Raw genomic sequence first — 12,490 nt, forward strand, 5'->3', positions numbered from 1 at the left:
ATCAGATGGCGTGCAATGCAACTACTGTACAAGCGGAGAATCGGCCGCGTCCAGTGCCACGCCCTCCACCACGGCAGCGCCCACCAGCAATTGCAGGTACTGCCTTAATGCGTTCACCCAGGCCTGCTGGCGCAGCGTGAGGGCGATGGCCTGGCGCACCTCTTCGAACGAAGGCTGCTGCCCCGGATCGCGCGCCACCACCTCCACCACATGCAGGCCAAACCGGCTGTGTACCAGGCGTGCCAGCACACCGATCTCGGCGCTGCCAAACACCTCGCGGGCGAATTCGGGGGCACAGTCGGCGCGGGTGAGCCAGCCCAGGTCGCCGCCTTGCTGGCCGCTGGGGCAGTTGGACCACTGCGCAGCCGCCTCGGCAAACTTGGCGCCACCATCGTCTGCACAGCGCAAGTCAATCAACATGGCCTCGGCACGCAGGCGCAGTTGCTTCACATCCACGCCCGGCGTCACGGCAAAAAGCACGTGGCGCAGCTGGGCCCGCTCGCCCTGGGCGTGTGCCGCAGGGTGGGCGTCGTGGTAGCGGCGGCAGGCTTCTTCCGATGGGTCGGGGATGGGTAGCTCTCGCTCCAGCAGCTGCTCGATGGCGTTGGAGGCCTCGGTGCTGATGGCTCCCTCGACGCCGGGCACATCGTCTGCTGAAAGCAAACCCGCCTGCTGGGCCGCCTGGCGCAGCAGTTCGGTGCAGGCACGCTGGCGCAAGGCCTCTTCGTCCAGCAGCTCGTGCGGGGCGTTGAGGGCCACGCCATTGACACGTGCCATCTCGGCCGTCACCGAGCCCATGCCCCCCATAGCGCCGGCTTGTGGTGCCAGGGTGGCTTGCTGGGGGGCATCGTCCATCGTTGCAACCAGTGCCTCGTAGGCCACAGCCTGTGTAGGGGTCAGCGTGCTGGCAGGTGCTGCCGCCACGCTGCTGTCAGTGGAGCCGCATCCGCAGCTCCCGGTTCCACATCCGCTCATGGTGTGCTCCTTGGGTCAGTGGGTTTCAGGCGCGGCGGTCTTGCGACTGCATGTGGCCTGGGGGCAGGTTCAGGCGGCGCGCACGCACCACCTGGTAGGGGCGCAGCACATAGGCCAGCGTGCCAAAGCCGCTCCACACATGCACCAAGCGGGTGAAGGGGAACACCAGGAAGATCGTCATGCCCAGGAACATGTGGGCCTTGAAGATCCAACCCGCTTCGGCCAGCAGCTCGACGCCGCCGCTGCGGAAGGTCACCACGCGCTGACCCCACTCGGCCAGCTTCATCATCATGGAGCCGTCCAGATGCTGCGCCGACAGCGGAATGGTGGCCAAGCCCAGCGCCAGCTGCAGCCACAGCAGCACCAGGATCAGGATGTCGCTGGTCTTGGACGTGGCGCGGATGCGGTCATCCGACAGGCGCCGGTGCAGCAGGATGGACAGGCCAATGAAGCCCAGCACGCCCGCGATACCGCCCGTCACCATCGCCATGATCTGCTTGGCACCTGCAGTGATAAAGCCTTCGTACAGGAAGTGCGGCGTGAGCATGCCCACGGTATGGCCAAAGAACAGGAACAGCACACCGATATGGAACAGGTTGCTGCCCCAGCGCAGGCTGCCGGTGCGCAGCAGCTGCGACGAATCGCTTTTCCAGGTGTACTGGTCGCGGTCAAACCGCGCCCAACTGCCAATGAAAAAGACGGCCAGGCAAATGTAGGGATAGATGCCAAACAAGAGGGTGTCAAGCCAGGCGGTCATACGGAGACTCCTTCTGGTGCCCGCTCGGCGCGGGGAGTACGAACAAAATGCATGGGCTGCGGCTGGTCAGGCTTGGCCTGGCCCTGGGTGCTGCAACCGCCAAACGCTTCGGGCTCGGCCCAGACCTCGTCCATGGGCGGCTCGGGGGTGAGCGCCACCGACTGCACGCGCTGGCCCGACACTTCGAGCACCGCAGCAATCACGCTGGCATAGGGGCTGCTTCTTGCCACCAGCGCACTGAACAGCGCGTTCAGGATGTGGGCCATTTCGCCCAGGAACTCCTTGGCCACTTCGGGCGGCTGGGTGGAGGCGAACTCCAGCACCACCGGCAGGTGGTCGGGCAGCTCGTCGGCTTCAAACTTCAGACCTGCTTTGTCGTAGGTCTGCAGCAGATCGATGAGCGCAGGCCCCCGGTCGCGCGAGTCGCCATGCACATGCTCGAACAGGTGCAGCGAGGTCTGGCGGCCCCGGTCGAAGTTGTCCACGTAGCGGGCTTCGGCTTCCAGCGGATCGAGTGCAGCCAGGTGCTCGCACACTGCCTTCAGCTCATCCATGCGATCAGCCGTAAGGGCTTGCTCGGCCTGCAGCGCGTCGATGAGCTGCGGCATCACGCTGCGCAACTGCGCATCGGGGTAGCTCAGCAGGTAGCCCAGGGCGCGCAGGGTCAGGCGCACAGAGGTCGGGTTCTTCTTGAACATGGTGATTCCTTCCTGTGTGCAATCAGACCGTGGCCTTGATCGGGATCGTGCGGGGCTTCTTGCCACCGAACATGCTGGTCTCGGTGGCGCCATCCGAGCACCCGTTGCCAAACGAGAAGCCGCAGCCGCCCCGGATGTCGAACGCGTTTTCGGCGTATTCGCGGTGGGCCGATGGGATGACGAAGCGGTCCTCGTAATTGGCAATTGCCATCACGTGGTACATCTCCTCGACCTCGGCCATCGACAGGCCGGCCTGCTTGAGCACGGCCAGGTTCTGGCGCTGCTCCACGTGCTTGTCGCGCTGGTAGGTGCGCATGGCCAGCATGCGCTCCAGCGCCCGCACCACAGGGCCGGTATCGCCAGCGGTGAGCAGGTTGGCCAGGTACTGCACGGGGATGCGCAGCTGCGACACATCGGGGATATCGCCATTCACGCCCACATGGCCCGCGTTGGCAGCGGCCGTGATGGGCGAGAGCGGCGGCACATACCAGACCATGGGCAGCGTGCGGTACTCAGGGTGCAGCGGCAGGGCCACCTTCCACTGCACGGCCATCTTGTAGACGGGGCTGTTGCGCGCGGCGTCCATCCAGCTGTCCGGGATGCCGTCGATGCGGGCTTGCTTGATCACGTCCGGGTCGTTCGGGTCCAGGAAGATGTCGAGCTGCGCCTGGTACAGGTCGCGGTCGCGCTCCACGCTGGCAGCTTCCTGGATGCGGTCTGCGTCATACAGCAGCACACCCAGGTAGCGGATGCGGCCCACGCAGGTTTCCGAGCACACGGTGGGCTGGCCCGCTTCGATGCGGGGGTAGCAGAAGATGCACTTCTCGGCCTTGCCCGACTGCCAGTTGTAATAGATTTTCTTGTAAGGGCAACCGCTGACGCACATGCGCCAGCCACGGCATTTGTCCTGGTCGATCAGCACGATGCCGTCTTCCTCGCGCTTGTAGATCGAGCCCGAGGGGCACGATGCCACGCACGCCGGGTTCAGGCAGTGCTCGCACAGGCGCGGCAGGTACATCATGAAGGTGTTCTCGAACTGGCCGTAGATGTCCTTTTGCACATCGTCGAAGTTCTTGTCCTTGCTGCGCTTGCTGAACTCGCCGCCCAGGATTTCTTCCCAGTTCGGGCCCCACTCGATCTTCTCCATGCGCTTGCCGGTGATCAGGCTGCGCGGGCGGGCCGTGGGTGCGGCCTTCGTTTCAGGCGCCGACTGCAGGTGGTCGTAGTCGAACGTGAAGGGCTCGTAGTAGTCGTCGATCTGCGGCAGGTTGGGGTTGGCGAAGATGCGCATGAGCAGCTTCCACTTGCCGCCCTGGCGGGGGGCGATGGAGCCGTCGGGGTTGCGCACCCAGCCGCCGTTCCACTTGTCCTGGTTTTCCCACTCCTTGGGATAGCCGATGCCAGGCTTGGTTTCGACGTTGTTGAACCAGGCGTATTCCACCCCGGGGCGGCTCGTCCAGACGTTCTTGCAGGTGACGGAACAGGTGTGGCAACCAATGCACTTGTCCAGGTTCAGCACCATGCCGATTTGTGCGCGAATTTTCATCGTGTTTCTCCTTGTCTTCGGCTTCAGGCGTGGGCTGCCGTGCTGGACACGGGCTCGTCGTCGAGCCAGTCCACGCGGTCCATCTTGCGCACCAGCACGAACTCGTCGCGGTTGGTACCAATGGTTCCGTAGTAGTTGAAGCCGTAGCTCAACTGCGCATAGCCGCCAATCATGTGGGTGGGCTTGAGCACAATGCGCGTGACCGAGTTGTGGATGCCGCCGCGCGTTCCGGTGATCTCGGAGCCGGGCGTGTTGATGATCTTCTCTTGCGAGTGGTACATCATCACCATGCCGGGGTTCACGCGCTGGCTCACCACCGCACGGGCTGCAATCGCGCCGTTGGCGTTGAAGAGTTCGACCCAGTCGTTGTCCACGATGCCAGCGACCTTGGCGTCGTCCTCGCTCAGCCACACCACGGAGCCGCCCCGGTTCAGCGTCAGCATCATCAGGTTGTCGCTGTACGTGCTGTGGATGCCCCACTTCTGGTGCGGCGTGATGAAATTGAGCGCGATCTCGCGGTTGCCGTTGGGCTTCTTGCCTTCGACTTCTTCCAGCGTCTTGAGGTGCACGGGTGGGCGGTAGCTCACAAAGCCTTCGCCAAAGTCACGCATCCACGGGTGGTCTTGGTAGAACTGCTGGCGGCCCGTGAGGGTGCGCCATGGGATGTACTCGTGCACGTTGGTGTAGCCGGCGTTGTAGCTGACCTTTTCGCTTTCCAGGCCCGACCAGGTGGGCGAGCTGATGATCTTGCGCGGCTGCGCCTGGATGTCGCGGAAGCGGATCTTCTCGTCCTCGCGGTGCAGCGCCAGGTGCACGTGGTCGCGGCCCGTCTGCTTGCCCAGGGCTTCCCAGGCCTTGCAGGCCACATGGCCGTTGGTTTCGGGCGCCAGCATCATCACCACTTCGGTGGCGTCGATGTCGGTCACGATGCGGGGCATGCCTTGCGTCACGCCCTCTTCCTTCACACGGCCGTTCAGGTCGCCCAGTTGGCCGACTTCGGTCTGCGTGTTCCAGCCGATGCCCTTGCCGCCGTTGCCTGCCTTGTCCATCAAGGGGCCCAGGGCGGTGAAGCGCTTGTAGAGGTTGGGGTAGTCGCGCTCGACCACGGTGACCTGCGGCGCCGTCTTGCCGGGGATGAGTTCGCACTCGCCCCGCTTCCAGTCGCGCACGCCGTAGGGCTGGGCCATTTCACCCGCCGTGTCGTGCATGATGGGCGTGAGCACCACGTCCTTTTCCACGCCCAGGTGGCCCACGCTGACCTCGCTCACGGCCTTGGCGAAACCTTTGTAGATCTCCCAGTCGCTCTTGGCCTGCCAGGCAGGGTCCACCGCCGTGGACAGCGGGTGGATGAAGGGGTGCATGTCGCTGGTGTTGAGGTCGTTCTTCTCATACCAGGTGGCCGTGGGCAGCACGATGTCCGAATACAAGCAGGTCGTGCTCATGCGGAAGTCGAGCGTGACCAGCAGGTCCAGCTTGCCTTCGGGTGCGTTGGTGTGCCACTGCACTTCCTCAGGCTTGGCCTCGTCTTTACCCAGGTCCTTGCCCTGCACGCCGTGGGTGGTGCCCAGCAGGTGCTTGAGGAAGTATTCATGCCCCTTGCCCGACGAGCCCAGGATGTTGGAGCGCCACACGAACATGTTGCGCGGCCAGTTGGACGGATGGTCCGGGTCCTCGCAGCTCATCGTGAGCGTGCCGTCCTTCAGAGACTTGACGACGTAATCCTTCGCGTCCATACCCGCTGCAGCGGCATCCTTGGCCACCTGCATGGGGTTAGTCTTGAGCTGGGGCGCTGATGGCAGCCAGCCCATGCGCTCGGCGCGCACGTTGTAGTCGATCTGCGCGCCGTGGTAGGCCTTCTTGTCAGCCAGGGGCGAGAGGATTTCCTCCATGCCCAGCTTCTCGTAGCGCCACTGGTCGGTGTGGGCGTAGAAGAAGCTGGTGCTGTTCATCTGGCGCGGTGGGCGGATCCAGTCCAGCGCAAAGGCCAGTGCCGTCCAGCCCGTCTGTGGGCGCAGCTTTTCCTGGCCCACATAGTGCGCCCAGCCGCCACCGCTTTGGCCAATACAGCCGCACAGCATCAGCATGTTGATGATGCCCCGGTAGTTCATGTCACTGTGGTACCAGTGGTTCATGGCCGCGCCGATGATCACCATGGACTTGCCATGCGTCTTGTCGGCGTTGTCGGCAAACTGGCGCGCCACGGTGATGATCTGCTCGCGCGGCACGCCGGTGATGGCCTCTTGCCAGGCAGGGGTGTAGGGGCGGTCGGCGTCGTAACCGCCACCGGGCTCTTCGCCCGGTAGGCCTCGGTCAATGCCGTAGTTGCCCGCCAGCAGGTCGAACACGGTAGCCACCATCACGCGGCCCTGGGCTTCATGCCCGGCCAGCTCCAGGTGGGACACCGGCACGCGGCGCACCATCACGTCGCCACCTTGTTCGTTGGCCGTGAAGTTGGGCGTTGCCACGCCGCCAAAGTACGGGAAGGCGACATCGGCAATGTCGTGGGCCTGCTCGCCATCTTCGATCACCGACAGCTTGAGCTTGACGGTGTTGCCGGTGCGTGCTTCCTTGTTCTCCAGGTTCCACAGGCCCTGGTCGGGGCGGCCGTCCGCCCCCCAACGAAAGCCGATGGAACCATTGGGCAGCGTGACCTGGCCCAGCTCGTCGTAGCCCACAGTCTTCCAGTCGGGGTTGTTGGACTGGTCAAGCTGGCCTGGGAAATCGCTGGCGCGCACATAACGGTCGGGCACCATCACCGTGCGGCCATCGGGCAGCGTTTTTTCCTTGAGCACCACCAGCAGCGGCAGGTCGGTGTAGCGGCGCGCGTAGTCGTCAAAGTACGCACTACGGCCCTTGCCACCGTCCTTGAAGTAGAACTCGTTGAGGATCACATGACCCATGGCCATGGCTACGGCGGCGTCGGTGCCCTGCTTGGGGTGCATCCACAGATCGCCCAGCTTGGCGACTTCGGAGTAGTCGGGCGTGATGGACACCACCTTGGTGCCCTTGTAGCGCACCTCGGTCAAAAAGTGCGCATCGGGCGTGCGCGTCTGGGGCACATTGGAGCCCCAGGCAATGATGTACGAGCTGTTGTACCAGTCGGCCGACTCGGGCACGTCGGTCTGCTCGCCCCAGGTCTGCGGGCTGCTGGGGGGCAGATCGCAGTACCAGTCGTAAAAACTCATGCACACGCCGCCCATCAGGCTGAGGTAGCGGCTGCCTGCAGCGTACGAAATCATCGACATCGCCGGGATGGGTGAGAAGCCAATGATGCGGTCGGGCCCGTGCTTCTTGATGGTGTACACGTTGGCCGCAGCGATCATCTGGTTGACTTCGTCCCAGGTGCTGCGCACAAAGCCGCCCAGGCCGCGCTGCTTTTGCCATTCGCGCTTGGAGGCATCGTTCTCGACGATGCTGGCCCAGGCGTCCACAGGGCTCTTGGCCAGGGCGATGGCGGCGCGCCAGTGCTTGAGCAGGCGGCCACGCACCATGGGGTACTTCACGCGGTTGGCGCTGTACAGGTACCAGCTGTAGCTAGCGCCCCGCGCGCAGCCACGGGGCTCGTGGTTGGGCAGATCAGGGCGGGTGCGAGGGTAGTCGGTCTGCTGGGTTTCCCAGGTGACGATGCCGCCCTTGACGTAGATCTTCCACGAGCAGGAGCCTGTGCAGTTCACGCCGTGGGTGCTGCGCACGATCTTGTCGTGCGCCCAGCGGTCGCGGTAGGCGTCTTCCCAGGTGCGGTCTTCACCGTTGGTTTCGCCATGGCCTTGGGCAAAGGTCTCGCGGGGCTGCGAGAAGTACGAAAGGCGATCGAGGAAATGGCTCATCGAAGGGCTCCTTTTCTGATTTCTGTTCTGGGGTTGACTAGCAAGGCATCTCGGCGTGCTTGCGTGCGTAGGTCCACCAGGTGATCACGATGCAAACGAGATAGAAGGCGAAGAACGTCCACAGTGCGGCGTGGGGGCTGCCGGTCAGCGCGATGGAGCTGCCATAGCTCTTGGGGATAAAGAACCCGCCGTAGGCGGCCATGGCGGCGGTGAAGCCCAGCGTGGCCGCGCCCAGGGTGTTGCCCTCCTTGTTGGCGCTGGCCACAGCGGCGGCGTTGTGCTTGTCCACGCCGCGCATGGCTTCGGTCAGGAAGATCACGGGGATCATGCGGAACGTCGAGCCGTTGCCGATGCCGGTGGTGAGAAACAGCACCAGGAAGCACACGAAGAAACCTGCAAACTGGCCTTCGTTGCCGCCAGGGCCACCAGAGGGCAGGAAGAACGTCACGCCCATCACGGCCACGGCCATGACGATGAAATTCCACAGCGTGACGCGCGCACCACCGAGCTTGTCGGCCAGCCAGCCACCAAAGGGGCGGATCACGGCGCCCACCAGCGGGCCCAGCCAGGCGTAGGCCAGCGGGTTGATACCAGGGAACTGGCTCTTGATGAGCAGCGGAAAGCCCGCTGCATAGCCGATGAACGAGCCGAAGGTGCCGAGGTACAACACGCACATCAGCCAGTTGTGCTTGCGCTTGAAGATGGCGGCCTGCGCGGCAAAGGAGGCCTTGGCATCGGCAATGTCGTTCATGCCGAACCAGGCGGCCAGCGCCGTCAGCGCAATCCATGGCACCCAGATGAAAGCGGCGTTCTGCGTCCACACCTGCACGGTCTGGCCGTTCTTGACGATGGTCTGGCCTTCGCCACCAAAGATGCCGAAGATGCCTGCCGTGACGACCAGCGGGCTCAGAAACTGCACCACCGAAACGCCCAAGTTACCCAGGCCTGCATTCACGCCCAACGCTGAGCCCTTGCGCTCCTTCGGAAAGAAGAAACTGATGTTGGCCATGCTGGAGCTGAAGTTGCCGCCGCCCAGGCCGCACAGCAGCGCCAGGATGAGCATGGTGGGATAGGTCGTGGTGTTGTCTTGCACCGCAAAGCCGATGCCAATCGCAGGGATCAGCAAGCTGGCAGTGGAGATCGCCGTCCAGCGGCGTCCACCCACCAGCGGCACCATGAACGAATAGAAGATACGCAGCGTGGCGCCGCTGAGCGCGGGCGCTGCGGCCAGCCAGAACAGCTGGTTGGTCGAATACTTGAATCCGAGGCCGGGCAGGCTCACGGCGACCACGCTCCAGACCTGCCAGATGGCAAAGGCCAGGAACAGCGCGGGCACCGAGATCCACAGGTTGAGCTTGGCGATGGCTTCGCCTTCGCGCTCCCAGAACGATTTGTCCTCAGGAGCCCAGAGGGTGAGCAGACGCCCCTGGCGCCTACTGGCGGGTGTGGCAGACATGGTGTTTCCTTGGAAAGTGAAAGTTCAGCGGCCAGCCGCAGCAGCCGGTGCTGCCTGCGTGGCCATCAGATCGGTGCGGCGCACTTCGGTGAAGTACATCCAGATGAGCGAGACCCACACCACGCCGTACATCAGCATGAAAGCGCTGGAGCGGATGCCCGTGAGGTCCATCAGCGCGCCGAACAGGATGGGCAGGATGAAGCCGCCCATGCCACCGGCCAAGCCCACGATGCCGCTGATGGCACCGATGTTCTGGGGGTAGTCGTCGCTGATGTACTTGAAGACACTGGCCTTGCCAAAGGCCCAGGCAATGCCCAGCAGGAACATGAGGCCCGTGAACAGGTACACATTCAGGCCGATGTGAAAGGTCTTGGGGCCGTTGACGGTGACGATGGTGAAGTCGGTCTGCGGATAGCTCAGCAAAAACAGGCAGATCCAGCTCACCCACATCACCCACCAGGTCACGCTGTGGGCGCCGTACTTGTCAGACAGCATGCCGCCGATGGCGCGCAGCACACCGCCGGGCAGCGAGAAGCACGCGGCCAGCAGTGCCGCCACGCGAATATCGAGGCCAAACTCGCCCACGTAGTACTGCACCATCCACAGCGACAGTGCCACATAGCCGCCAAACACAATGCTGTAGTACTGGCAGTACTTGAGCACCTTGGGGTCCTTGAGCGCCTTGAGCTGGTCGGTGAACTTGACGTTGCTGGGCACCAGGTGGGCCGGGTCGCTGTAGCTGAACAACCAGAACAGCACCAGCGTGCCGAGCATGATGGCCGCATACACCTGCGGCACCATGGTCCAGCCAAATGCCACCAGCAGCACCGGTGCGACGAACTTGTTCACCGCCGCGCCCGAGTTGCCAGCGCCATACACCCCCATGGCCGTGCCCTGGCGGTGCTTGGGGAACCAGCGCGCCACATAGGGCGTGCCCACCGAGAACGAGCCCCCCGCCAGGCCCACAAACAGGCCGATGGTCAGGAAGTGCCAGTATTCCGTGGCGTAGCCCATCAGCCAGATGGCGGGCACGGTGGTGGCCATCACGGCGGCCATCACGATGCGGCCACCGAACTTGTCGGTCCAGATGCCCAACGGCACCCGCACCAGCGAGCCCGTGAGCACAGGCATGGACATGAGCAACCCGAACTGCGTGGAGTTCAGGTTCAGCATCTTCTTGATAGGGATGCCGATGACGCCGAACATCATCCACACCATGAAACAGACCGTGAAAGCGAAGGTGCTGACGATCAGCACCGACCAAGCCTGGCGGGTGCGCTGTGGGCTGTCGCCCGGGGGCAAAGGGGTATGTGCCATTGCGCGGTTCCTCTCTTTTTGCATGAGAGGAATGGTCGCGTTTGCAGCGACCTTTGCACATCCTTCGCTCGACCAGCACGTGGTGCGGCAGAAGGACTACTGCGCGGAGTGAAAGCATCGTTCGAAAGAACTATGGTGCGGCACTGCGGCCGCTACTGCGCGGCATGCGCAAACTGGCAAGAAGGCTGCGTTCAGCGGTACCAGAAACTAAGCGTGCTCACAACGTAACCCACGGGCGGCGGCGGGTTGCCGTCGTACCTGCCGCTGTTTGGCGCAGCGCAGATCAGCAGCAACGAACCCATTCGCCTGGGGCACCGATGTCACCGACCCGGGACTCAACGGGCCAGAACGGTTTTCCCACCGCTGATCGGGGAAGCTCTTGAAGGATAAAAGAACCACCGCCCGGGCTGCGCGCAGGAGCGGCAGTAGCGAATGAAACTCAGATCAGATCAGATCAGAGCTTGCGTCGCTGACGCAGGCCAAGCGCTGCCAGCAGGCACGCCAGCATCATCAGACCCCATTCGCTGAGCGTGGGGACAGAGGTAACGCCCACCATTGGCGGGATACCAATAGCGGTCCACGTGCCGGAAGCGCTGGGGACGCCAAAGACATTACTGCTGGAAGCATCAAAAGAAACCGCATTGCACACGTCGCCCCCGGGTGGTGTGGTGACTACATTGCACGGACTATTCCTGTAGGCGCCTTGCTCCAGAACCATTTGGTCTACGCGGTCGCCAATGCTATGCGGGGCACTCGTGTGCCAGCGCTGGAAATTCAGACCCGCGCCGACCAACGCACCACTTGCGTCAGTCCATCCGATGGCTGACGTCAGCGTCGTGTTTGGATCCACGCTGGAGTAGGTTGTCAGTCCATCGTTGAAGTTGAAACCGGTGATGAGCGGTGCGATATTGCCGTTGAAGTTTGGGGGCAGCGGGGAAACAGTGGTGAAGGTCCCGTACTGCGACATGGACGTGGTGAAGTCACCGCAGGCCCCGATCGGACATCCGGGACCGGCGTGGTTGGTCAGGGTGGGGGCTGTATAGCTGGAGCCCGTGTAGGTGTACGTGACAGCCCAGGCGCCCGCCTGAAGAAGGGCCGCAGCCAGGAATACAAGGTATTTTTTCATGGTGATTTGTCGCCCAGTGCGCAAAATGGAAGGGCTGAGGGGTGGATAAAAAATTTGCCTCCAGCGTTTATCTGGAAAGCGCAATTAGCTATCTTTTCAAGAGCAACTTCTGCCGACCACGCAAGGCCAGACCCAGCAAGCCGACGGCTGTCAGCACCAGGGCAAATGGGTTGTCCACGGGTACGGACTGCGCCCCACCCGGCCCCACCACGGGGACGTCGCTCGTCCAGCCACCGCTGCCATGGGCAAAGCCGTGGCTGGTGGCGCCGTCGTCAGCGTAGCTATGGCAGATGTCGGGGCTGCTCAGGGAAACGCAGGGGCGGTTGAAGTAGCTGGCAAAGTTGACCGACATGTAGCTCAATCGGTCGCCCACGCCATGGCTGCCGGTTTGCCACCACAGAAAAACCATGTCGTTATCAACAATCTCGCCTGCTGCGTTGGTAGAAACATGGGCTTTGACCAACCGAGTGTTGAGGCCGTTCATGCTGTAGCTGGTCACTCCATCGTTGAAGTCGTACCAGGTGATGAGGGGTGCAATGTCGAGACTGACCTGGTTGGCGGGCAGCGGCTGGTTGGTGGTGAAGTGGCCTGTTTGCCGCATGACCGTGCTGAAGTTGACGCAGGTACCGGCGGCGCAGGGTGCTGTGTAGTCCAGCAGGTTGACGTAGGTGGGGCCGGTAAAAGTGTAAGTGGCCGCCAAGGCGCTGGTTTGGAGAAAGGCCGCAGCCAGGAGTGCAAGGTATTTCTTCATGGTGTTGGCAGCAACGTAGACGGAGTGGGTGCGGCGG

Annotated in this window: 9 protein-coding genes; all 9 read right to left on the reverse strand. The window is 63.2% G+C overall.

Going from position 1 to position 12,490, the window contains the following annotated elements:
• Positions 1-21: 21 nt before the first annotated feature.
• A complete protein-coding gene (locus LPA35_RS15400; protein ID WP_370641456.1) occupies positions 22-855 on the reverse strand; it encodes a peptidylprolyl isomerase in 834 nt (277 codons plus the stop codon).
• Between the two features lie 145 nt (positions 856-1,000).
• On the reverse strand, positions 1,001-1,732 hold the full coding sequence (gene narI, locus LPA35_RS15405; RefSeq protein WP_228897577.1) for a respiratory nitrate reductase subunit gamma: 732 nt from the start codon (positions 1,730-1,732) through the stop codon (positions 1,001-1,003).
• Positions 1,729-2,430 (reverse strand): nitrate reductase molybdenum cofactor assembly chaperone, encoded by a 702-nt coding sequence (narJ, locus tag LPA35_RS15410; RefSeq protein ID WP_228897578.1) that lies wholly within the window; start codon positions 2,428-2,430, stop codon positions 1,729-1,731. The genes narI and narJ overlap by 4 nt, the downstream gene beginning before the upstream one ends.
• 22 nt (positions 2,431-2,452) lie before the next feature.
• Positions 2,453-3,976, reverse strand: coding sequence for a nitrate reductase subunit beta (gene narH / locus LPA35_RS15415; protein WP_121422051.1), 1,524 nt, complete (start codon positions 3,974-3,976; stop codon positions 2,453-2,455).
• 23 nt (positions 3,977-3,999) lie between these two features.
• Complete coding sequence (locus LPA35_RS15420) at positions 4,000-7,803, reverse strand: nitrate reductase subunit alpha (RefSeq protein ID WP_228897579.1); 3,804 nt, start codon at positions 7,801-7,803, stop codon at positions 4,000-4,002.
• A 37-nt stretch (positions 7,804-7,840) separates the two neighbouring features.
• A complete protein-coding gene (locus LPA35_RS15425) occupies positions 7,841-9,259 on the reverse strand; it encodes an MFS transporter (RefSeq protein WP_055398426.1) in 1,419 nt (472 codons plus the stop codon).
• 24 nt (positions 9,260-9,283) lie between these two features.
• Positions 9,284-10,576 carry a nitrate/nitrite transporter gene (locus tag LPA35_RS15430; RefSeq protein WP_055398425.1) on the reverse strand — a complete coding sequence of 431 codons (1,293 nt, stop codon included), beginning with the start codon at positions 10,574-10,576 and terminating at the stop codon, positions 9,284-9,286.
• Positions 10,577-11,030: 454 nt separating this feature from the next.
• Entirely contained in the window at positions 11,031-11,702 is a 672-nt protein-coding gene (locus LPA35_RS15435) for an IPTL-CTERM sorting domain-containing protein (RefSeq protein ID WP_228897580.1), read from the reverse strand.
• A gap of 88 nt (positions 11,703-11,790) precedes the next feature.
• Positions 11,791-12,453: a hypothetical protein gene (locus LPA35_RS15440; RefSeq protein WP_228897581.1), complete on the reverse strand. Its 663-nt coding sequence runs from the start codon at positions 12,451-12,453 to the stop codon at positions 11,791-11,793.
• Between the last annotated feature and the right edge of the window lie 37 nt (positions 12,454-12,490).

This window comes from Acidovorax sp. Leaf73 (genome assembly GCF_916855635.1).
In the GTDB taxonomy this organism is placed as follows: domain Bacteria; phylum Pseudomonadota; class Gammaproteobacteria; order Burkholderiales; family Burkholderiaceae_C; genus Acidovorax; species Acidovorax facilis.